This window comes from Sphaerisporangium sp. NPDC051011, assembly GCF_040653595.1.
In the GTDB taxonomy this organism is placed as follows: Bacteria; Actinomycetota; Actinomycetes; order Streptosporangiales; family Streptosporangiaceae; genus Sphaerisporangium.
Map to the genome: position 1 here is coordinate 261,712 of NZ_JBFAGG010000003.1, position 22,015 is coordinate 283,726.

The following is a 22,015-nucleotide window of genomic DNA, read 5'->3' on the forward strand; positions in this document are numbered from 1 at the left end:
TTCCACTATCTGCGCGCTCGTCCGTTGGCCTCGCAGCCGTGGTATGCGTCACCTTCGGCTTGCCAGAATGGGCTTTCGCCCAATGCCGCGTACCCGCGATGGTCCAGCGGGAGAGTAGATGGAGGATCCATGCCGACGCCGCACGGCACCCCGGACGCCGACCTCACGCGAGGTCCCGCTGAGATTGCCGCCACCTTCGGGGAGCTCTGGACCCGCCGGGTGGCCGCCAGCCCGGCCGCCACGTTCTTGGTGTTCCAGGAGCTGGACCACAGCACGCGGACCTGGACCTATGAAGAGTTCGACAAGGCCGTTGCCGCCATGGCCGGCTACCTGACGGCCTGCGGCGTGCTCCGAGGCGACGCCGTCCATGTCGCGCTTCGCAACTGCCCTGGCTTCCTCGCGGCATGGCTCGCGTGCGCGCGCCTCGGAGCCTGGATCGTGCCCGTCGACCCCGCGTCCGGTGAACGCGAGTTGGCGACCCAGATGGAGCGGGTCAAGCCCCGTCTCGGGCTCTACGGGGCGACCCGAAGCGGGGCGTACAGGGCGGCCGCGAGCCAGCGAGGCCTCGAAGCGCTCGAACTGCCCGAGTCAGCCGAGGACATCCTCCATGTCCTCGCCGCAGGAGGCGGTGACAGCACCGCCGTGTCCGCGGACACCACGACACTGGCGCCGACCGACCGTCTCGCCGTGATGTTCACCTCGGGGACCACCTCGAGACCCAAGGGCGTCGTACTGACTCAAGCCAACTACCTCAACGTCGCGGTGACCATGTCTGCTGCGGTCGATCTCGGCCCCGACGACCGATGGCTGGTGACCTTGCCGCTCTTCCATGCGAACGCCCAGTACTACTGTTTCGCGCCGGCGATCGCGGCGGGGGCCAGCGTCGCGCTCACGGCTAGGTTCAGCGCCAGCCGCTGGACCCAGAGCGCACGTGAACTGCGGGCGACGCACGCCAGCCTGTTCGCAGCCCCGATCCGGATGATCCTCGCGAAGAATCCGGCGGGCTCCCGCGCCAACCTCAAGCACGTGTGGTTCGCGCAAAGCCTCGGCGCCGACCACTACGACGAGTTCGCCGACCTGGCCGGAGTCCGCGCCCGCCAGCTGTATGGGATGACCGAGACGGTCGCCATCGTCTCCGCCGACGATCCACTCAACCTGTCACACGATGTGATCGGCAAGCCGCTGAACGGACGCAGGGTCCGGCTCATCGACCCCACGACCTGCGCCGAAGCGGCACCTGGAGAGAACGGTGTCATCCAGGTCGCCGGCGAACGCGGTGTCGACCTCTTCGTCGAATATCTCGACGACCCCGACACGACGAACAACTCGTTCACGCAGAGCAACGGGGTCACCTGGTTCTCCACCGGCGACCTCGCCGCCGCCGGCGCCGACGGGACCATGCGTTTCGTCGGACGCGTCGACGACGTCATCAAGGTATCGGGCGAGAACGTCAGCCTGACCGAGGTCGAATCGACCATCGCTCAAGCGCCTGGTGTGCTCGAGGCAGCAGTGGTCGCCAAGCCGGACCCCATCCGCGACCAGGTGCCCGTTGCATATGTTGTGCCACGAGACCCCGCCACGCCGCCAGATGTCGACGCCCTCGCACGATGGGCCGAGCGTGAGCTCGCACCCGCAGCACGTCCCCGGGAATGGCACGTGATCGCCGAGCTTCCCAGGACCAGCGTCGGCAAGGTCCGGCGCTTCGCCATGGCGCAGTTCGGGCCGGCGCCGGCGCGATGACAGGGGATGAACGAGCAGGCCCGGGCAGTCGCGTTGCTGCCGTGGCCTGCTCGGGACCTGTTCAGGCTCGAACCATCCCACCGTCGACGTGCATGCAGGTTCCAGTCACGTAGGACGAATCGTCACCCGCTAGGTAGGAGACGGCCCCGGCGACTTCGAAGGGCTGTCCCAGGCGTGGGATCGGCATCTCGGAGATGGGATAGCTCGCGTCGGCTGCCATCGGAGATTCGATGGGACCAGGGGCAACGGTGTTCGCGGTGATGCCCCAGGCACCGACCTGCCTGGCGATCCAGCGTGTCAAGTTGATCGTCCCGGCCTTGGCTGAAGCGTAGGCCGCTCCGGAGCGTCCGCCGGAGCCATCGACGTCGACGGGGCCGACTCCGCCGACTTTGCCCGAGACTGACGCGATATTGATGAGTCGGCCGAATGCCTGTGCCTTCATGTGCGGAAACACCGCGGCTTGGCAGGCAAAGGCTGTCGCCTTCAGGTTGGTATCGATGTCTCTGCGCCAGGTCTCTTCGGTCAGATCCTCGAACGACTCGCGGCCGCAGGTTCCGGCGCAGTTCACCAGGGTGTCCAGCCGACCGGCGGCATCTGCGGCACCGACGATGGCTTCGCGGAGTGCGGAGGTGTCGGTGACGTCGACCTGGGCATAGCCAACGGCGTTCAGGGTCCTGGCCGCTTCTGCCACGCTGTCCTGGACATCAAGCAGGTAGACCTGATGGCCGTCGGCTACCAAACGCTGGGCGATGGCGAATCCGATCCCGCGAGCTGAGCCGGTGACGATCGACAGCGGTATCCCTGCAGGCCGAGCGCTGAGTTGAGTCGGGTCATTCTTGGGCATCGCGTTCACCTTCTGCTTGACCGCGCCGCCCCCAGCTTCGAGGCCAGACCGGCGCGCTGTTGGACTAGTGCTCGTCGACCGCGTCCGAAGGTGGCCCGGCGTCGTCCGGCCCGGGCCGTGCGTGCCTCGCCAAGAGCTCACGGAGGAGGCCGACCGTCGCGTCGGTCTCCTCGGTTCGCTGGTAGACGAGTTGCTGGATGACGATGCCGTCCAGAGCGGCCATGACGAGGCGGGCGACTTCTGGTCGGTCGGAGATTCCCGAGCGTGCCAGGTCGTCGTAGATCAGACTGATGTAGGAGTCGTACATCTCCTGCGCCGAGGGTGACAGAGTCGAATCGCGTCGTGCCTCGAGGATCAACTCGAACTGGAAGGCCTGGAGACCTTCGGTCTTGGAGATCAGTCCGCTCAGATCGTTGGCGAAGTCCGCGAACTCGCGCCCGGCGAAGTGAATCGTGTCCGCGCCGAGAGTGACAGCGTAATCAAGCGTCGCTCGTATCAGCTCCTGGCGTGTTCCAAAATGGTGCGCGACCAAGCCATGGGTCACGCCGGCCACCCGGGCCACCTCACGGTAGGTCAGCCCGCGGAGACCCTTTTCGCCGACGACCTCGATCGCGGCAGCCAGGAGCGCGACCCGTCCCTCGCCATAGCCGGGACGCGTGCGGCTTCGCTTGTCGCTCATAGCACCTGCGACGCCATCAGGGCGGCCTCCAGGCGGGACTCGGCACCCAACTTGGCGAGGATGCTGCTCACGTGGCCCTTCACCGTTGTCTCAGAGATGGCGAGTCTTGTAGATATCGCCCGGTTTGAACAACCCTCGGACAGCAGGGACAAGACCTCGTACTCGCGGCGGGTGAGGTGGTACGCGACCTGCTGCGACCTCTGGATCGCAGGCTCGGTCGCGTTCCTCAAGGCAACGCGCGGGTCGAGGAAGCGTTGACCGCGATGCACCATCTCCAGTGCGGTGACGATGGCGAGGTCGTCGGAGTCTGGACACACCCACGCCAGGACGCCGGAGTTGAAGCACGAACGAAACACGTCTGTGTCCGCGGGTGCGGCGATCACGATGACCTTACTTTGAGGGGCGGCGCGGAGCAGATCCCTGCAGGTGCGCGAGAGACTCTGGGACGCACTTGCGCCACCGTCGAGGGCGATCATCAACGGCCCTGTACCGGCCGCAACGGCGAGGGCCTCGGCCGCGGACGCGACCGCTTGCACGTTGACAAAGAGTCCTCTTTCGGAAAGCAGAGCCTGAAGGCCACGCCTGACCAGCACATTCGAACTCACCACCAAGAGGACATCGGCCAGGGAACCCTCTGTTTCGTGCCGAGCTCGAGCCGGAGTGACGTGGCTGGTGGTCCGCGCGATAGCGGCATCGGGTCGAGGGGTCGCGCGGATCGGCGTCACCGTCATTGCTGTACCTCCACCTACCGAATCCGCATGAAGTACGGCTCAAGTGCGGATCGCTCAAAGGTAGATATCGAACAAAAACTTGTCAAGTGGATAGTTTGATGTCACAAGCCCGCAAGAGGGTGGTTGTTCGATCGGCCAATCCCACCGTGGCTGCCCTCAAAAGGTAGGTGTCGAAGGGCTACCAACGGCCGGTGTCGGGGCCCGCACAGCGCACCTACGTTGATGAGCCACGTCACATCCGGCCGTGACAGTTCCCGGCCGTGAGCAACTCGACAGGGAGACGAAATGTCGACCCACCCACTGGATCCGCTGACCCCGGAGGAGATCCAGAAGGCAGTCAAGATCCTGGCCGACGCGTACGGGCTTGGCGACGACCACTGGTTCGCCGAGGTTCGGCTCGTTGAGCCGGAGAAGGTGGTGATCGCGGGCTTTCAGCCGGGGGACACCATTCGCCGCGACGTGTTCTTCGTCATCATCCACCGCTCTGAGAACCGGACCTACGAGGCGACGGTCTCGCTGGACGAGGGGACGGTGACGTCGTGGCAGGAGATCGTCGGTGTGCAGCCGGCCATCATCCTTGAGGAGTTCTACCAGGCCGAAGAGCTGGTGAAAACCTCGGCCGAGTTCGTCGAGGCGATGAAGAACCGGGGCATCACCGACCTCGACATGATCTCGATCGACCCGTGGTCGGCCGGCAGCTACGGGTCGGACGAGCGCGGCAAGCGCCGCATCAACGCCCTCATGTGGCTGCGCGTCGGGGACCGGTCGGACAACCAGTACGCGCATCCGATCGACGGCGTTGTCGCGCACGTCAACCTGACCGACGGAACCGTGGACGTCGTCGACATGAAGAAGGTGACGATTCCCGACCAACCTGGCAACTACGCGCCCGAGCTCATCGACATCCCGGCCCGGACCGACGTTCGACCGCTTGAGATCACCCAGCCTGCGGGCCCGAGCTTCACGATGGACGACCGCGAACTCACCTGGCAGAACTGGTCAATGCGCATCGGCTTCACCCAGCGTGAGGGCCTGGTCCTTCACGATGTGAAGTTCAACGATCGCGGAGTCGACCGGTCGGTCCTCTACCGCGGCTCGCTGTCGTCGATGATCGTCCCCTACGGCGACCCGAGCCCGACGCAGTACCGCAAGAACGCGTTCGACACCGGTGAGTACCACATCGGCTACCTGACGAACTCTCTCAAGCTCGGCTGCGACTGTCTCGGTGAGATCCATTACCTGGACGCGACCCTTGCCAACGGTCGCGGTGAGCCGTACGTCATCGAGAACGCGATCTGCATCCATGAAGAGGACAACGGCATCCTCTGGAAGCACTACGACATGGGCACCGGCAAGGCCGAAGTGCGCCGCCGCCGGCGGCTCGTCCTCTCGTTCATCGCAACCTTCGCGAACTACGAGTACGGGTTCTATTGGCACCTGTACCAGGACGGCACCATTGAGCACGAGGTCAAGCTCCTCGGGATCGTCACCACCGCCGCGGTCGAGCCCGGCGAGATGACCAAGTTCGGGCAGCTCCTGAACGACAGGGGTCTCTACGCACCGATCCACCAGCACTTCTTCAGCTTCCGGCTTGACATGGACGTCGACGGGGTGGCGAACGAGGTCTATGAGGTGAACACACGGCCGGCAGACCCGGAGGAGAACACCTACGGCAACGCGTTCTTCGGTGAGTTCACCCGTTTCGACAGTGAGTTGGCGACAGGTCGTCTGGCGGAGCTTTCCACGCACCGCTTCTGGATGGTCACCAACCCCGAGATGAAGAACGCCGTCGGTGAGCCCGTGGCCTATCGAGTCATGACCGCCTCCACGGCAGTGCCGCAGTGGAGCCCACAGGCGCATATCGCTCCTCGCGGCGAGTTCGCCGCCAAGGTGTTCTGGGCAACCCGGTTCGACAGGCGCGAACTCTACGGCGCGGGGGACTACCCCTACGGAAATCCCGAGAACGGTGGCCTGCCCCAGTACATCCAGGCTGACCGGTCGCTGGTCGGGGAGGATGTCGTGATCTGGCTGACGCTGGGCGTGACACACCTGGTCCGGCTCGAGGACTGGCCGATCATGCCGGTCCAGCACGTCACCTTCAAGTTGGAGCCCCACGGGTTCTTCGACCACAACCCCACTCTCGATCAGCCGCGTCCTGGCGGCGTGGGTCACTGCGAAACGCATTGTTCGTGAGCACATTCGGCGGAGCCAACTCACCTATAGGAGAGCAAGACCAATGACAACCACCGACCCGACGGATCTTGTCGCTTCTCAGGACTTCAAGCTGCTGATCAACGGTGAACTGGTCGCCGGAGCATCTACGGTCGACGTGGTGGACCCGTCCCGTGGCGTTGCCATCACGCAGAGCCCTGTCGCGGACAGGAACCAGGTCGAGCAGGCGATCGAGGCCGCTCGCGCCGCCTTCCCTGGCTGGCGGGACACCCCCATTGAGGAGAGGGCGTCCGTCGTCCGCAAGATGGCTGACGCCATCGAGAAGGCTGCCGACGGCATCGCCCGAGTCGTCGTCCTCGAGCAGGGCAAGCCGCTGTCCGGTGCTCGTGACGACGTCGACTGGGCCGTGCTCTGGGCGCGGTACTTCGCCGGCCTTCGGCTCGACCCCGAGACCGTACGTGACGACGACGAGACACTCGTGCAGATTCACCGCCGCCCGCTGGGTGTCGTTGCGGCGATCACGCCGTGGAACTTCCCCTTCTTCCAGGCCGTGTACAAGATCGCCCCAGCCATCCTGGCGGGCAACACCGTGGTGCTCAAGCCGTCGCCGTCGACTCCGCTCAACGCTCTCATGCTCGCGCGGATCCTCGCCGACATCGTCCCGGCGGGCGTGGTCAACGTCGTGGCCGACGACGGCTCGGTCGGCCCGATCCTGACCGCGCACCCCGGCGTCGACAAGGTCTCCTTCACCGGTTCGACCCTGGTCGGCAAGTCAGTCATGCGCAACGCCGCCGACACGCTCAAGCACATCACCCTCGAGCTCGGCGGGAACGACGCCGCCGTCATCCTGGACGACGCCGACCTCGGCAAGACCCTCCCCGAGGTCTTCAAGTGGGCCTTCAGCAACAACGGCCAGGTCTGCATCTCGGTCAAGCGAATCTTCGCGCACTCCTCGATCTACGACCACGTCTGTGACGAGTTCGCCCGCATGGCGGGCGATGTCAAGCTCGGCAACGGCCTGGACGCCGACACCGACCTCGGTCCGATACAGAACGCCAAGCAGTACGAGACCGCCAAGCGCCTGCTCGAGGTCGCGGGAAAGGACGGGAAGATCATCGCCGGTGGCGTCGTCGACGACACGCCCGGATACTACGTCCGTCCGACCGTCGTCCGTGACGTTGCCGAGAACAGCGTCCTGATCACCGAGGAGACCTTCGCTCCGATCCGGTCGATCATGTCCTTCGACGACGACGACGAGGTGGTCGCCCGCGTGAACGACACGCCCTACGGCCTCGGCAACTCTGTGTGGGGCAGCGACCTGGAGCGCGCAACAAAGATCGCGAACCGGCTCGAGAGCGGCACGACCTGGGTCAACACACACTTCGCGCTCGCCCCCGACGTCCCCTTCGGCGGTCGCAAGCAGTCCGGCTCAGGCTTCGAGTTCAGCCGCGAGGGCCTGCTGCAGTTCACCGACGTTCAGGTCGTGCACGTCAACAAGGCCTGACAGGACGAGCGAGCAGGATCTGATGATGCGGCGGCAGCATACCTCGCTTGCGCCGTCCCCGGAGGTTCGGCGGCCGGCGCCGAACCTCCGGGGGCTCGGGCGATTCTCGGCAGGGCTTGGCGTCCTGTCGGCACTCGCACACGTGGCAGAACACCTGACGGGCGGGCACAGCGATCCCTCGACCGCCCTGTCGCTGGTCATGATGGTGATGTCACTCGCGTGCCTGGTGTGCGCGTACCACCTCTGGACCGCACCCACGCGGTCCACCTGGGTCACCTCCGGCCTGATGTACGGTGCCATGATCGTGACGCACCTCGCCCTCGCACTGGTTGGCGGCGGGCACCACACGATGCACATGCACGGCATGGCCATGGAGCACGAGCAAGCGGGCCCGCACTGGATGGCGATCCCGCTCACCGCGATCGCGGCCGCCCAGATCTTCCTGGCGGTGTGGGCACTGCGGCGCCGGACAGGATACGAGGACGATTCCCCAGGTAACGCGAGGGCGACCGCATGAGCGGCGACTCCGGGCGCGACCGACCGGTCGTCATCGTCACGGGAGGGACCAAGGGGATCGGCCTCGCGACTGTCGAGGCGTTCGTCCGTGGCGGGTATGACGCTCTGCTCTGCTCGCGGAACGCGGCTGAAGCGGCGGCGGTCGCCGACTCGCTAGGCCGCGAGGGCGCTCGCGTCATCGGCGTGGCCGCCGACATGGCTGACCCGGACGTCGGCGAACAGCTCGTTGGCGCCTGCATGGGGGAGTTCGGCCGGGTCGACTGCGTGGTCAACAACGCCGGAGTCTTCGCCCGAACGCCGCTCACCGAGATGACGGCCGAAGCCTGGGACCGGACCCTCCACGCGAACCTGCGCGGACCCGTTCTCCTCGCCAGTGCCGCGGCACGGGCTATGCGCCAAGGTGCCGGGACGAGCATCGTCAACGTCGCTTCGATCAATGCGCTGGCCGCCGAGGCCGATTTTGCCGCCTACAACGCCTCCAAGGCCGGGATGGTCTCGCTGACCCAGACGATGGCCGTGGAGTGGGCAGCCCGGGGAATCCGCGTGAACTGCGTGGCGCCCGGCTGGGTGCGCACCCCCCTGAGCGAGCCATGGATCGGCGGCCTGAGTGACTCGGACATCGCGCGCATGGTGCCGGTCGAGCGGCTCGGCGAACCGGGCGAGATCGCGGACGTCATCTCCTTCCTCGCGTCGCCGGCGGCGGCGTACATCACCGGACAGACCATCACCGTCGACGGCGGAATGCTGGCTCGGCAGCCGACTCTATAGATTCGCTACTGCACCAACGAAGGAGTGCCGATGGCCACTCGAATGATGGATGAAGGACAGCGTCGCGGTGGTCTGCGCGCCGGCGCACTCGGAGCGCCGGCGCTGCTGTTCCTGGTCATGGCCTTCCAGGCACCGCTGACCTCGGCCGCCGGGAACGTGCCTCTCCTGGTGGGCCTGGGGAACGGGGTCGGCGCTCCGGCTGCCTTTGTTCTCTGCGGCATCGTACTCACCTTCTTCGCTGTCCCGTTCGCTGCCATGAGCCGTCGCATCACGAACGCTGGAGCGTTCTACTCCTACGTATCCGCCGGCATCGGCAAGCCCGCAGGAGCCGCGGCCGGCTGGGTGGCGCTGTTCACGTACAACGTTCTCCTCCTCGTCCCCGTCGCCTACACCGGCATCTTCGGCGCCTCGATCTTCAAGGCCGAGATCGGCATCGACCTGCCCTGGCAGGTCTACAGCCTCGGGATCCTCGTCGTCGTTTGGCTCATCGGCATGCGCGGGATCGAGCTCAATACCGTACTGCTCTCGATCTTCCTCGTGCTCGAGGTCGCCATCCTCATCTCCACCGTCGTCGCGATCCTGTTCAAGGACGGCCTGACCGGCGCGGCGTTCGCCCCGAACAACGTCTTCTCCGGCAACTTCGGCCTCGGGTTCATGTTCGCGATTCTCTCCTTCATCGGGTTTGAAGCAACCGCTGTCTTCGGCGAAGAAACACGCGACCCAAAGAAAACGGTCGCCCGTGCCACGTTCGCCGCTGTATGGGCGATCGTGGGGATCTACGGTCTAAGCACTTGGGCCTCGGTCTCGATCCACCCCGCAGACAAGGTCAGTGAGTACGCCCTCGAACACGCGGACACCTACATGGGTGACGCTGTCATCCATGGCCTTGGCGGCTGGTCGAGTCATGCCTTCAACTGGCTGTTGCTGGTCAGTCTCTTGGCCTGCTGTATGGCTGTGCACAACATGGCCTCGCGTTACCTGTACGCGTTCGGCAGGGACGGCATGCTCCCGGCATCTCTGAGCCGTACGCACCCCAAGTTCGCCACCCCCTACGTGGCGAGCAGTGTCCAGGCCCTCCTGATGATCATCATCGTTGTGATCTGCTCGTTGAGTGGCGCCGACCCCTACACCACGCTGGCAGCGCTTGCAGGTGGGTTCGCAACGGTAGGCGTCCTAGTCTTGATGCTCACCACTTTGGTAGCCGCCGTCTTCTTCCTCCGGTCCACCGAGGAGGCTCTCTGGGTCCGGATCGTGGCACCCGTCCTCGCCTTCGCCGGCCTCGGGACCGTCCTCGTCATCATCCTGCGAAACTTTGACACCCTTGCCGGAGCTTCGACCTTCAGTTCGCTCCTGCCTTGGGCATTCCCCGCGATCGGCGTACTCGGCTACATACACGGTCGAGTGGTCGGCCGCGAAGTCAACCTCGCCACCTGACCAAGGACGGTCCTGCTGGATTTCGTCCCGGGAGGCGTGGGTCCAACGAGAATCCCCGCCCCGGGGCGGACCTCCTTCGATCGGTCGGGGGGCCCAGCATTGGGAGTCGGTATCTCCGCGCGTGCACATCGAACCGGTGACCCCTCGCTTGTAAGGCGAGGGGTCACCGGCTCATGGGGACGATGGACGTCGGCGTCTGCGAACGACGGGCGGGTCTCCTAGGCGACCAGGCTCGGTTCCGCGGGGGTGGCCGGGGTGCGGTTCATCAGGGGGGCGAAGGCGCGGATCACTCGGGACAGTTCCTCCAGGTCGTCGCGGATCAGGGCCTGGGGGCCGTCGCACAGGGCCTGCTCGGGGTGGGGGTGGACGTCGATGATCACGCCGTCGGCGCCGACGGCGACCGCCGCGCGGGTGAGCGGCAGCACCAGGTCGCGCCGCCCGCCCGAGTGGGACGGGTCGACGATGACCGGCAGGTGGGACAGCCGCTGCGCCACCGGCACCGCCGAGACGTCCAGGGTGTTGCGGGTTGCGGTCTCGAACGTGCGGATGCCCCGCTCGCACAGCACGATGTCGAGGTTGCCGCGCTGCGCGATGTACTCGGCCGCCATGAGCCACTCTTCGATGGTGGCGTTCATGCCGCGCTTGAGCATGACCGGCTTCCCGGCCGCGCCCACGGCCTGCAGCAGCGCGAAGTTCTGCGCGTTGCGCGTGCCGACCTGCAGCATGTCGGCGTAGGAGGCGACCAGTTCGACGTCGTGGGCGTCGACGACCTCGGTGACGATCGGCAGCCCGGTCTCGGCGCGCACGTCGGCGAGGATGCGCAGGCCCGCCTCGCCGAGGCCCTGGAAGGCGTACGGCGAGGTGCGCGGCTTGTACGCGCCACCGCGCAGCAGCGTCGCCCCCGCCGCCTGTGCCATGAGCGCGGCCTCGAGGGTCTGCTCGGGTGTCTCCACCGCGCAGGGCCCGGCGATCAGGGTGACGGTGTCGGGCCCGATCGGCACCCCGGCCACCCGCACGGTAGATCGTTCGGGGTGGTTCTCCCGGCTGACGAGCTTGTACGGCGTCGAGATGCGCACGACGTCCGCCACGCCGGGCATGCTCTTGAGGTTCAGCGTCTCGAAGTGGGTGACGTCCCCGACGAGCCCGATGATCGTGCGGCTGACGCCGCGGCTGACGAACGCCTCGCCGCCCGCCGCGGCGATCAGCGCGACGATGGCGTCCGCGTCGTCGCGGGTGGCGTCCGGATTCATGACGATGACCATGGTGGGTGCCCCTTCTGGCGTTGTACCCGCTTGTCGTGCTGGTCCGTTGTGATCTCGGCGGCCGGTGCCCGCGCGGGCCCGGGAACGGCGAAGGCCCCGGATCCCTGCGGACCCGGGGCCTTCGACCGACGTCTACCTGTCAGCGCGGCGTCTGACGGCGAACGGTCACCTCCACGGGTCCGTCGCCATACCAAAACCACTGCGCTGCGTGCATGCCGAGGAGTCTAGCGCATGCCCAAGACCGCCCCGGCCCCTCCCCGCCCCTCCGGCATTCCCGGGGCGTGGACACCCGGTTCCGGGTTCACCTCTATCAGAAGCCGGCTATCAGAAGCCGGCTGAAGGGGGCGGTTGCCGCGAGATGGTGTCCACCTGACGCGAAGGCACGCGTGACGTCCTCGTTCATGGCTGAAGGGGTGCCGATGACGCGCGGTTACCGGCGCGATGGCAGGATTGCTGCGTGCCGGATCCTAGCGAGGAGTCCCGACTGCCCCCGGGGCAGTACGTCCCACGTGGCCGCCCGGTGATCCACTACGGCCGGGTCCCGCAGTTCCGGCCCGAGCGGTGGAGCTTCATGGTCTTCGGGGCGACCGCCTCCGGCGACGAGACCCGCTTCAGCTGGCCCGAGTTCTCGGCCCTGCCGCGGATGACGGTTCTGGCCGACTTCCACTGCGTCACGAAGTTCTCGCTCATGGGGAACGAGTGGCGCGGCGTCTCGGCCGGCACCCTGATGAGCGCGGTCCCGCCCGACGCGGGCGTCAGGCACGTCATGGTCTGGGGCGAGTACGGCTACAGCGCGAACCTCCGCATGTCGGACTTCGCCTGCGATTCCACGCTCTTCGCCATGGAACTGGACGACAAGCCGCTCACTCCCGAGCGCGGCCACCCGGTCCGCATCGTCGTGCCACACCTGTACGCATGGAAGAGCGTGAAATGGGTGCGCGCGGTGGAATATCTTGTCGAGGACCGGCGCGGGTTCTGGGAGGAACGCGGGTACCACAATGTGGGCGATCCCTGGCGCGAGCAGCGGTACTCCTACCAGGAGGATGCCGGGGACGGTCCTTCGTAGTTCGGGCACGATCACGTTACGTGACCGATTACGGTTGCCCGCATGCTCGATACCGGCTGGGTACTGTTATGCGTCCTGAGCGGGCTCGTGGCCTACGGCCTGGGCCGCCGCGGCGCCGCCGCCCGCGGAGGCGCCCCCCGGGAGGACGCGACCTTCGCCACCCTGCACCTCGCCGCCATGACGGCCCCCTACCTGCGCGCCGGGCTGGCGCGTGACTCCGCCCGCAGGGCCGTACGCCACCTGCGCTCCCTGGTCGGGTCCTCCGCGCTGGCGGTGACGTCCCTGGACCAGGTGCTGGCCTGGGACGGCGCCCGCGAGCCCCCCACCGAGGCGCACACCCGCGACCTGCTCGGCCACGTCCACGGTGTCCTGGCGGGCGGGCGGCCCTACCTGGTGGCGGGCGACGAGCTGTTCTGCGAGGCCGAGGACTGCGCGGTCCGCAGCGCCGTCGTCGTCCCGCTGACCGTGGACGGGCGGGTCATCGGCGCACTCGCCGTCTACGACCCCGACGTGGACGCCGCGCTCGTCCGGGCCGCGACCGAGGTCGGGCAGTGGGCGTCGGGCCAGCTCGAACTGGCCGAGCTGGACGCCACGCGGCGGCGGGCCCTGTCCGCCGAGACGCGGGCCCTGCGGGCGCAGATCTCCCCGCACTTCGTCTGCAACTCCCTGGCCACGATCGCCTCGTTCACCCGAACCGAGCCCGACCACGCCCGCGAGCTGCTGCTCGACTTCGCCGACTTCGCCCGGCACGCCCTGCGCCGCGCCGGCGACTTCACCACGCTGTCGGACGAGCTGACCTGCGTCGACCGCTACCTGCTACTGGAGCGGGCGCGGTTCGGCGAGAAGCTGCGCTACGCCGTGGACGTCGTCCCCGAGGTGCTCCCGGTGCCCGTGCCGTTCCTGTGCCTGCAACCCCTCGTCGAGAACGCCATCACCCACGGCATCCGCCGCAGGGGAGGCACGGGCGAGGTGAACGTCGTCGTGCGCGACGCGGGCTGCGAGGTGCACATCACCGTCGAGGACGACGGCGCCGGCATGGAGCCGGACCGGGTGCGCGAGATGCTCGACGGCGAGCCGCCGAGCGGGGACAGCGGCGGCATCGGCCTGGCCAACGTGGACGTGCGGCTGCGCCAGATCTACGGCCAGGAATACGGGCTGACGATCGACACCGCGCCCGGCGAGGGGACGACGGTGCGCATGCGCGTGCCGAAAATGCGCCCAAGTCATGACTAACCGCAGTCGATCAACCGCACAAAGTGAAGAGGGGTCTTGCCCGCGAGCCCGTCCGGGCGGCAGCGTAAGGGCCATGCTCCGTGTCTTGGCGGTCGACGACGAGGTGCACGCGCTGTCGGAGCTCGCCTACCTTCTCCGGCAGGACAGCCGTGTCGAGGAGGTGCTGACGGCCCCGGACGGGGTCGCGGCGCTTCAGGACATGGTCGCGATGATCGGCGCCGGCGAGCGGCTCGACGGCGTCTTCCTCGACATCCGCATGCCCGGCCTGGACGGGCTGGACCTCGCGCGGCTCGTCGGCGCGTTCCCGAGCCCGCCCCGGCTGGTGTTCGTGACCGCGCACGACGACCGCGCGGTGCAGGCCTTCGAGCTGGAGGCCGTCGACTACCTGCTCAAGCCGCTGCGCCCCGACCGCGTCGCCGAGGCCGTGCGGCGCCTGGAGTCGGCGGTGTACGGCCCGCAGGTGGTCGAGGCGCCCATGGACGACGTGATCCCGGTCGAGCTCAGCGGGCGCACCAGTTTCGTCCCGCAGCACGCCGTCGCCTACGCCGAGGCCAGCGGCGACTACGTGCGCCTGCACACCGCCGAGGGGACGCACCTGGTGCGCATGTCCCTGGCGGCCCTGGAGCGGCGCTGGGCCGCCTCCGGGTTCATCCGGGTGCACCGCAGCACGCTGGTGTCGGCGCGGCACGTGACCGAGATGCGCTTCGACGAGGGACGCATCGTTCTGCGGGTGGGTGCCACGACGCTGCCCGTGAGCCGGCGGCACACGCGCCGCGTCCGCGAGCAACTCGTCCGGCAGTTCCGCACCCCGCCGCCCGGCCCGCAGGACCCCCGGCAGGCGCCCCCGCCCGGCAGCGTGCCCCGGCAGGTTTCTCCGCCGGGCCCCGAAACCGGGTCGCACCGGCCGTGAGCGCGCGCCGCGAGCCCCCGTACCGCCGCTCGGCGACGCCGGGACACCGTTCGTCGTGGTCTGGCGGTCCGCATGGCGCGGGCCAGTGACCGCTCGGCGAGACGGCCGCCAAGTGGCCGCACGGCGCCGATGACCCAACGTAATGTCGTCCGCAGCGAAAGACCACAGTGCGTGACCGGGGGAGATGTCCGGCCCGAGGGGGCCGGACCCACCCCGGACACGCGAACCCGACGGCGCCCGCCTGGTTTCCGCACCTGCGCGTGAAACAGGCGGCCGCCGCCCTGGGCCGCCGGGCCCTCACCGGGGGGTAGGGCCCGTCGGTCTCGGCGGGGCGGGGTGTTCGCCATCCGGCGTCCAGGACGACGCGGTGATCCGGCCCAAGGGGGGCGGCCGGATCACGCCGGCGAACACCCCGCCACACCCCGCCGCACCCCGGGCGGACGGCACGCGCCGCCGGCTCCCTGGGGCGTTCGGCTCAGGCGTGCCCGTCGCGCAGGCCCTTCAGCAGCCGGATGTCGCTCCTGTGGCCTTCGACCTTGCCGGGGGTCTCGATGCACAGCGGGACCTCGGCCGCGGCCGGGTGGCCCAGCAGCTCGCCGAACGCCGCCGCGCCGATCAGCCCCTTGCCGATGTTCTCGTGCCGGTCGCGCCCCGAGCCGCAGGGATCCTTGGAGTCGTTGGCGTGCAGCAGCTTCAGCCGCCCCGGCGCGATCGCGTGGAGCGCGTCCATCATGGCCGTCACCCCGCCCGGCGCCGCCAGGTCGTGGCCGGCGGCGAAGGCGTGGCAGGTGTCCAGGCAGACGTTCGCGCGCGGGTGGAACTCCAGCGTCTCCAGGTAGGGCCCGAGGTCCTGCACGGTGGCGCACAGCATGTTGGCCTGGCCGGCCATCGGCTCAAGCAGCAGGTCGGGGCCGTCGTCGGGGATCTCCTCCAGGACGGGCAGCAGCTGGTCGTGGATCTGCCGCAGCGCGTCCTCGCGGGACTGGGTGACGGACGACCCGGTGTGCACGACGACGCCGAGGGCACCGACCTCCGCGCCGCGCCGCAGCGCGTGCCGGATCGACTGGAGCGACTTCTGCAGCACCTCGGCGTTCGGCGACCCCACGTTGACGAGGTAGGGCGTGTGGACGAACACCGGCAGCGGCGACTCGCGCAGCGCGGTGTCCTCCGAGGGCTTGCCGTCGTTGAGCGCCCAGCCGCGCGGGTTGGTCACGAACACCTGGACGACCTCGGCCTCGATGTCGGCCGCGTACTTCAGCCCGCCCGTGGCGAGGCCGCCCGCGACCAGGACGTGGCCGCCGATCAGAGGGCTGGTAGAGGGGTTCGAGGGTGGGAAAGGTGCGGTCATGATGGCCACAGCCTAGGGGAGACGGCGTGGTGACCTGCCCGTACGCGGGCCTCTCGCCGATGACTTGGAGCATGACACGAAAACTCGTGGCGAGGCGTTGGCCCGCTTGGGAGCTCCTGCCGCTGGACCCGCGCCGCCGTCGAAGGTCTACTTGCTCCCATGCCGAACGTGACACCCGCCGAGGGCCTCGCGGGCTTCAACGCGCTGACCCCGCCCGAGGCCGAGCGCGAACTGCTCGCCTGCTGCGCCTCGCGTGCCTTCGCCCGCGCGGTCGTCGCCGGGCGGCCGTACGACGACGAGGCCGCGCTCACCGCCGCGGCCGTCGGCGCGGTGCGCGCGCTGGCCTGGCCGGACGTCCGGGAGGCGCTGGAGGCCCACCCGCGCGTCGGCGAGCGGGCGGGCGGGCCGGGGCGCGAGGCGTCCTGGTCGCGCCAGGAGCAGGCGGGCACGGCCGGGGCCGGCCGCAAGGTGCTCGCGGGGCTGGCGGCGGGCAACGCGCGGTACGAGGAGCGGTTCGGTCACGTCTACCTCGTCTGCGCCACCGGCCTGACGGCCGCGGAGATGCTGGACCGCCTGGAGGGACGGCTGGGCAACGACGAGACCGCCGAGCGGGCGGTCGTCCGGGAGGAGCTGGCCGCGATCACGAGGCTGCGGGTCGCCAAGCTGCTCGCCGGGCAGGGGGAGGGCCGATGAGCCTGTCCACCCACGTCCTGGACGCGAGCGTCGGCCGGCCCGCAGCGGGGGTCGCCGTGGCCCTTCACCGCGGAGACCGCCTGATCGCCGAGGGCGTCACCGACGCGGACGGCCGGCTGCGCGACTGGCTGCCCGCCGGCGAGCCGGGCGCAGGCGTCCACCGGCTGGTGTTCGGCACGGGCGCCTACTTCGCCGCGCGGGGCGTGAAGGCGTTCTACCCGGAGGTGGTCGTCACCTTCGCTGTCGAGGACCCCGGCGAGCACCACCACGTGCCGTTGCTGCTCAGCCCGTACGCCTACTCGACCTACCGTGGGAGCTAGCGATGACCGCCGTGCTCGGACCGAACCGCTACGGCAAGGCGGAGACCCGCGTCGTCCGCGTCACCCGTGACGGCGAGGTCCACCGCCTGAAGGACTGCAACGTGGGCGTCGCGCTGTCCGGCGACATGCGCGACGTCCACCTGACCGGCGACAACGCCGCCGTCCTGCCGACCGACTCCCAGAAGAACACCGTCTACGCCTTCGCCAAGAAGCATGGGATCACCCAGATCGAGGAGTTCGCCGCGCTGCTGGCCCGCCACTTCGTCGGCTCCCAGCCGGCGATCCACCACGCGCGGGTGTCGGTCGAGGAGTACGGCTGGGAGCGGCGCGGCCCGCACTCGTTCGCGCGGTCCTCCGGCGAGGTCCGCACCTGCGTGGTGCACCACGACCGGGACGGCACGACCACGGTGGTCTCCGGCCTGGAGGGGCTGGTGCTGCTGAACACGACGGGCTCGGAGTTCCACGGTTTCGCCCGCGACGAGTACACCACCCTGCCCCCGGCCGCCGACCGTGTCCTCGCCACCGCCGTGACCGCCCGCTGGCGCCACACCGCGCCGCCGGACGGCCGGACTTCTCCGGATACGCTCGGAAACTACGACTTCGGGGAGTCCCACGAGGAGGTGCGGCGATGTCTGATCGAGGCCTTCGTCGGCACCCACAGCCTGTCGCTCCAGCAGACGCTGTACGCCATGGGGGCACGGGTGGTGGAGACCCGCCCGGAGGTCTGCGAGATCCGGCTCTCCCTCCCCAACAAGCACCACTTCCTCGTCGACCTCTCGCCTTTCGGGCTGGACAACGACAACGAGGTCTACTACGCCGCCGACCGCCCGTACGGGCTGATCGAGGGGACCGTGCTGGACGACGCCGCGCCGGACGCCGGCCCGGCCTGGGACTAGCGGGGGAGCGCTGATGGACTTCCTGCGACCCGCGACCTGGGCCGAGGCCCTCGCCGCCCGGGCGGACCGGCCGGACGCGGTGCCCATCCAGGGCGGCACCGACGTCATGGTGGAGATCAACTTCGACGTGCGGCGCCCAGGGGCGCTGCTGGACCTCACCGCGATCCCCGAGCTCGCCACCTGGGAACGGGCGGCGGACGGACGGCTGCGCGTCGGCGCGGGCGTGCCGTACGCGCGGGTCGTCGCCGAGCTCGGGGACGCCCTGCCGGGCCTGGCCCAGGCCTCCCGCACGGTCGGCTCGCCGCAGATCCGCAACCGGGGCACGGTCGGCGGCAACCTCGGCGCCGCCTCCCCTGCCGGGGACGCCCACCCGCCGCTGCTGGCCGGGGACGCCGTCGTCGAGGCCGAGTCGGCGGCGCGCGGCACCCGGCTGATCCCCGCCGCCGAGTTCTACCTCGGCGTCAAGCGCAACGCCCTCGCCCCCGACGAGCTGATCCGCGCCTTCTGGATGGCCCCGGCCGCCGGCCCGCAGTACTTCTCCAAGGTCGGCACCCGCAACGCGATGGTCATCGCCGTGTGCTCCTTCGCCCTCGCCCTGCACCCGGAGGAGCGGCGCGCGGGCACCGGCATCGGCTCGGCCGCCCCGACCCCGCGCCGCGCCCACGCCGCCGAGGAGTTCCTCGCCGCCGAGCTCGACTGGACGGGCGGCGCGGCCCTCGACCCCCGGGCGCGGGCGCGGTTCGGCGAGCTGGCGGCCGGGGCGGCCTCGCCGATCGACGACGTGCGCGGCACGGCCGCCTACCGGCGTCACGCCGTCGCCGTGATGGCCCGCCGCACGCTCACCTGGGCGTGGAACGACTACCGGAAGCAGGTGGAGGCATGCGCGTGAACCTGACCGTCAACGGCCGCGCCGAGGCCGTCGACGGGGTCTGGGAGGGCGAGAGCCTGCTGTACGTGCTGCGCGAGCGCGTCGGCCTGCCGGGCTCCAAGAACGCCTGTGAGCAGGGCGAGTGCGGCTCCTGCACGGTCTACCTCGACGGCGTGCCGGTCTGCGCGTGCCTGGTCGCGGCCGGGCAGGCCGAGGGCCGCGAGGTGCGCACGGTCGAGGGCCTCGCCGACGGCGACCGGCTGGACCCGCTCCAGGAGGCGTTCCTGGAGTGCGGGGCGGTGCAGTGCGGCTTCTGCACGCCGGGCCTGCTCGTCCAGGCCCACGACCTGCTCGCCCGGGTCCCGGAGCCCGGCGACGCCGAGATCCGCGAGGCGCTGGCCGGGAACCTGTGCCGCTGCACCGGGTACGAGAAGATCCTGGACGCCGTCCGCCTGGCCGCCGCGCGGAAGGCGGGCCGCAGGTGACCCCTCCGGCGGACGTCCTGATCGAGAACGTCGCCGTCGCGCCCGTCGTCGGCCCGGACATCGCCCATGGCCACATCCACGTCCGCGACGGCCGCGTCGCCTCGCTGGGCCCCGGCCCGGCCCCGGACGTCCCCGGCGCGACGCGGATCGACGGCTCCGGCTGCCTGGCCACCCCCGGCCTGGTCAACACCCACCACCACCTCTACCAGTGGGCCTCCCAGGGCGTGGCCCAGGACGCCACGCTGTTCGAGTGGCTGACCGCGCTCTACCAGGTGTGGGCGGCGATGGACGCCGGGATCGTCGCGGGCGCGGCCACCGCCGGGCTCGGCTGGCTCGCCCTGTCCGGCTGCACCACGACCACCGACCACCACTACATCTTCCCCAAGGGCCGCGGCGACCTGTTCGCCGCCGAGATCGAGGCCGCCCGCGACGTCGGCCTGCGCTTCCACCCGTGCCGGGGCTCCATGGACCGGGGCGTCTCCCAGGGCGGGCTGCCGCCCGACGAGGTCGTCGAGAGCCTGGACGAGATCCTCGCCGCCACCGCCGAGGCCGTGGACGCCTACCACGACCCCTCGCCCGGCTCCATGCTGCGCGTCGCCGTCGCGCCCTGCTCGCCGTTCTCGGTGAGCGCCGACCTGATGACCGAGTCCGCCGCGCTGGCCCGCGCCAAGGGGGTGCGCCTGCACACCCACCTCTGCGAGACCGCGGAGGAGGAAGAGCACTGCCTGGCGCAGATGGGCTGCACACCCGTCGACTACATGGAGAAGCTCGGCTGGCTCGGCCCCGACGTCTGGGTGGCCCACGCCGTCCACCTGCACGACCGCGACATCCGCCGCTTCGCCGCCACCGGCACCGGCTCGGCGCACTGCCCGAGCTCCAACGGCCGCCTCGGGGCTGGCATCGCCCGCGTGTCGGAGATGCTGCGCGCCGGGGCCACCGTCGGGCTCGGCGTGGACGGCAGCGCCTCCAGCGAGCTCACACCGCTCGCGGGCGAGATGCGCCAGGCCCTGCTCTTCCAGCGCGCCCGGTACGGCCCGACGGCGCTCACCGCACGCCAGGCCCTGGAGATCGGCACGCTCGGCGGCGCCCGCTGCCTCGGCCGCGAGGACGAGATCGGCTCCCTGGAGCCGGGCAAGCTGGCCGACATCGTCCTGTGGCGGGTGGACGGCTTCGCGGCGGCGGTCGCCGACCCGCTGTGCGCGCTGGTCTTCGGAGGCTCCCCCCGGGTCGCCCGGGTCCTGGTGGGCGGTGAGACCATCGTCCAGGACGGCGAGCTGCGCACCGTACCCCATGATGTGGCCGGCCGCGCGGGCGCCGAAGCACACCGCCGCCTCACCCGGCTGGCCGCCGAAAGGGGATTCACCGTGAGCAAGCAGGTCCACTCGTGACGGGACACGTGCTCGTCGCCCCCGACAAGTTCAAGGGCTCGCTCAGCGCGGTCGAGGTCGCCTCGCGCGTCGCCGCGGGGCTGCGCGCCGCCCGCCCGGAGGTCGCGGTCGTGAGCGTGCCCGTGGCAGACGGCGGGGACGGCACCGTCGAGGCCGCCGTCGCCTCCGGGTTCGCGCGCGTCGAGGCCGAGGCCGCCGGGCCGACCGGCGAGCCCGTCACCGCGTCCTACGCCTTCAGGGAGGGCGTCGCGGTGGTCGAGCTGGCCGAGGCCTCCGGCCTGCACCGTCTGCCCGGCGGGCGCCTCGAACCGCTCACGGCCACCAGCCACGGCACCGGGGACCTCATCGCGGCGGCCGTCCGGCACGGCGCACGCCGGGTGGTGCTCGGCATCGGCGGCAGCGCCTGCACCGACGGCGGCTCCGGCATGATGCGCGCCCTCGGCGTACGGGCGCTGGACGCGCGGGGCCGCGAACTGCCCCCCGGCGGCGGCGCCCTCACCGGGCTGCGCGCCCTGGACCTGTCGGGCTTCGAGCGCCCCGGGGGCGTCGAGTTCGTCGTCGCCGGCGACGTGGACAACCCCCTGCTCGGCCCGGAGGGCGCGGCGGCCGTGTACGGGCCGCAGAAGGGCGCGGATCCCGCCGGCGTGGCCCTCCTGGAGGAGGGCCTGGCCCGCTGGGCGGACGTCGCCGAGGCCGAGCTGGGCGTGCGTGTCCGCGACGAGCCGGGCGCGGGGGCGGCGGGAGGGGTGGGCTTCGCGGCCCTGGCCTTCCTCGGCGCCCGCTTCAGGCCCGGCATCGACCTGCTGCTGGACCTGCTCGGGTTCTCCGAGCGCCTGTCCGGCGCGCGGCTCGTGATCACCGGCGAGGGCTCACTGGACGGCCAGACCCTGCGCGGCAAGGCCCCGATGGGCGTCGCCGCGGCCGCCGCCCAGGCCGGGGTGCCGGTGGTCGCCGTCTGCGGCCGGCGCGCCCTCACGGCCGAGGAGCTGAGCCGCGCCGGCATCCGGTCCGCCTTCGCCCTGACCGACATCGAGCAGGACGTCTCCCGCTGCATCGCGCAGGCCGGGCCGCTTCTGCAGAGCCTCGCCGCCACCGTGGCCGCCGACTGGCTCCCCGAGCCGTCCCCCGGCCCCCTGGGGGACCCCTGTACATGATCAC

The 22,015-nt window shown here is 70.0% G+C and carries 21 protein-coding genes; 16 read left to right on the forward strand and 5 right to left on the reverse strand.

The genetic code is table 11. The annotated features are described in order from the left end of the window. Positions 1-24 precede the first annotated feature (24 nt). On the forward strand, positions 25-1,740 hold the full coding sequence (locus tag AB0H21_RS08415) for a class I adenylate-forming enzyme family protein (RefSeq protein ID WP_358513466.1): 1,716 nt from the start codon (positions 25-27) through the stop codon (positions 1,738-1,740). 61 nt (positions 1,741-1,801) lie between these two features. Here AB0H21_RS08415 and AB0H21_RS08420 read toward each other — a convergent pair whose 3' ends face one another. The 3 genes from AB0H21_RS08420 to AB0H21_RS08430 all read right to left on the reverse strand — a co-directional run bounded on the left by AB0H21_RS08420 (position 1,802) and on the right by AB0H21_RS08430 (position 3,994). Next, positions 1,802-2,584 carry an SDR family NAD(P)-dependent oxidoreductase gene (locus AB0H21_RS08420; protein WP_358513468.1) on the reverse strand — a complete coding sequence of 261 codons (783 nt, stop codon included), beginning with the start codon at positions 2,582-2,584 and terminating at the stop codon, positions 1,802-1,804. Between the two features lie 64 nt (positions 2,585-2,648). Further along, positions 2,649-3,263: a TetR family transcriptional regulator gene (locus tag AB0H21_RS08425; RefSeq protein WP_358513470.1), complete on the reverse strand. Its 615-nt coding sequence runs from the start codon at positions 3,261-3,263 to the stop codon at positions 2,649-2,651. Further along, entirely contained in the window at positions 3,260-3,994 is a 735-nt protein-coding gene (locus tag AB0H21_RS08430; protein ID WP_358513472.1) for a response regulator transcription factor, read from the reverse strand. The genes AB0H21_RS08425 and AB0H21_RS08430 overlap by 4 nt, the downstream gene beginning before the upstream one ends. Before the next feature lie 285 nt (positions 3,995-4,279). Between AB0H21_RS08430 and AB0H21_RS08435 the strand changes: the two genes are divergently transcribed. The 5 genes from AB0H21_RS08435 (at position 4,280) to AB0H21_RS08455 (ending at position 10,388) form a co-directional block, all read left to right on the forward strand. Continuing rightward, entirely contained in the window at positions 4,280-6,187 is a 1,908-nt protein-coding gene (locus AB0H21_RS08435; protein ID WP_358513474.1) for a primary-amine oxidase, read from the forward strand. Between the two features lie 43 nt (positions 6,188-6,230). Beyond that, the gene (locus AB0H21_RS08440; RefSeq protein ID WP_358513476.1) at positions 6,231-7,670 is read left to right on the forward strand and encodes an aldehyde dehydrogenase family protein; all 1,440 of its coding nucleotides are present in this window, start codon (positions 6,231-6,233) and stop codon (positions 7,668-7,670) included. Between the two features lie 142 nt (positions 7,671-7,812). Continuing rightward, a complete protein-coding gene (locus AB0H21_RS08445; RefSeq protein WP_358513478.1) occupies positions 7,813-8,187 on the forward strand; it encodes a hypothetical protein in 375 nt (124 codons plus the stop codon). Next, positions 8,184-8,954, forward strand: a complete 771-nt coding sequence (locus tag AB0H21_RS08450) for an SDR family oxidoreductase (protein ID WP_358513480.1) — start codon at positions 8,184-8,186, stop codon at positions 8,952-8,954. The genes AB0H21_RS08445 and AB0H21_RS08450 overlap by 4 nt, the downstream gene beginning before the upstream one ends. Before the next feature lie 30 nt (positions 8,955-8,984). Beyond that, positions 8,985-10,388 carry an APC family permease gene (locus tag AB0H21_RS08455; protein ID WP_358513482.1) on the forward strand — a complete coding sequence of 468 codons (1,404 nt, stop codon included), beginning with the start codon at positions 8,985-8,987 and terminating at the stop codon, positions 10,386-10,388. Between the two features lie 218 nt (positions 10,389-10,606). Here the strand turns inward: AB0H21_RS08455 and aroF are convergent, their stop codons facing one another. Then, positions 10,607-11,650 carry a 3-deoxy-7-phosphoheptulonate synthase gene (gene aroF / locus AB0H21_RS08460; RefSeq protein WP_358513484.1) on the reverse strand — a complete coding sequence of 348 codons (1,044 nt, stop codon included), beginning with the start codon at positions 11,648-11,650 and terminating at the stop codon, positions 10,607-10,609. Between the two features lie 457 nt (positions 11,651-12,107). On the opposite strand from aroF, the gene AB0H21_RS08465 reads away from it, so the two are divergent. The 3 genes from AB0H21_RS08465 (at position 12,108) to AB0H21_RS08475 (ending at position 14,859) form a co-directional block, all read left to right on the forward strand. Next, the gene (locus AB0H21_RS08465) at positions 12,108-12,716 is read left to right on the forward strand and encodes a molybdopterin-dependent oxidoreductase (RefSeq protein ID WP_358513486.1); all 609 of its coding nucleotides are present in this window, start codon (positions 12,108-12,110) and stop codon (positions 12,714-12,716) included. Between the two features lie 42 nt (positions 12,717-12,758). Continuing rightward, positions 12,759-13,949 (forward strand): histidine kinase, encoded by a 1,191-nt coding sequence (locus AB0H21_RS08470; protein ID WP_358513488.1) that lies wholly within the window; start codon positions 12,759-12,761, stop codon positions 13,947-13,949. A gap of 73 nt (positions 13,950-14,022) precedes the next feature. Continuing rightward, entirely contained in the window at positions 14,023-14,859 is an 837-nt protein-coding gene (locus AB0H21_RS08475) for a LytTR family DNA-binding domain-containing protein (RefSeq protein WP_358513490.1), read from the forward strand. Positions 14,860-15,334: 475 nt separating this feature from the next. On the opposite strand, the gene AB0H21_RS08480 is transcribed toward AB0H21_RS08475, so the two are convergent. Next, complete coding sequence (locus AB0H21_RS08480; RefSeq protein ID WP_358513492.1) at positions 15,335-16,207, reverse strand: deoxyribonuclease IV; 873 nt, start codon at positions 16,205-16,207, stop codon at positions 15,335-15,337. Positions 16,208-16,366: 159 nt separating this feature from the next. Here AB0H21_RS08480 and uraD point away from each other — a divergent pair, with 159 nt between their 5' ends. From uraD to AB0H21_RS08515, 7 genes are read left to right on the forward strand one after another with little or no spacing between them, the layout of a single operon-like run. After that, the gene (uraD, locus tag AB0H21_RS08485) at positions 16,367-16,900 is read left to right on the forward strand and encodes a 2-oxo-4-hydroxy-4-carboxy-5-ureidoimidazoline decarboxylase (RefSeq protein ID WP_358513494.1); all 534 of its coding nucleotides are present in this window, start codon (positions 16,367-16,369) and stop codon (positions 16,898-16,900) included. After that, on the forward strand, positions 16,897-17,220 hold the full coding sequence (gene uraH / locus AB0H21_RS08490) for a hydroxyisourate hydrolase (RefSeq protein ID WP_358513496.1): 324 nt from the start codon (positions 16,897-16,899) through the stop codon (positions 17,218-17,220). Before uraD ends, uraH begins: the two co-directional genes overlap by 4 nt. A 2-nt stretch (positions 17,221-17,222) precedes the next feature. After that, positions 17,223-18,116: a factor-independent urate hydroxylase gene (pucL, locus tag AB0H21_RS08495; protein WP_358513498.1), complete on the forward strand. Its 894-nt coding sequence runs from the start codon at positions 17,223-17,225 to the stop codon at positions 18,114-18,116. Positions 18,117-18,129: 13 nt separating this feature from the next. Then, a complete protein-coding gene (locus tag AB0H21_RS08500; RefSeq protein WP_358513500.1) occupies positions 18,130-19,005 on the forward strand; it encodes an FAD binding domain-containing protein in 876 nt (291 codons plus the stop codon). Beyond that, on the forward strand, positions 18,996-19,469 hold the full coding sequence (locus AB0H21_RS08505; protein WP_358513502.1) for a (2Fe-2S)-binding protein: 474 nt from the start codon (positions 18,996-18,998) through the stop codon (positions 19,467-19,469). The genes AB0H21_RS08500 and AB0H21_RS08505 overlap by 10 nt, the downstream gene beginning before the upstream one ends. Further along, the gene (locus AB0H21_RS08510; RefSeq protein WP_358513504.1) at positions 19,466-20,857 is read left to right on the forward strand and encodes an 8-oxoguanine deaminase; all 1,392 of its coding nucleotides are present in this window, start codon (positions 19,466-19,468) and stop codon (positions 20,855-20,857) included. Before AB0H21_RS08505 ends, AB0H21_RS08510 begins: the two co-directional genes overlap by 4 nt. Continuing rightward, positions 20,854-22,011 carry a glycerate kinase gene (locus AB0H21_RS08515; RefSeq protein WP_358513506.1) on the forward strand — a complete coding sequence of 386 codons (1,158 nt, stop codon included), beginning with the start codon at positions 20,854-20,856 and terminating at the stop codon, positions 22,009-22,011. The genes AB0H21_RS08510 and AB0H21_RS08515 overlap by 4 nt, the downstream gene beginning before the upstream one ends. The last annotated feature ends 4 nt before the right edge of the window (positions 22,012-22,015 follow it).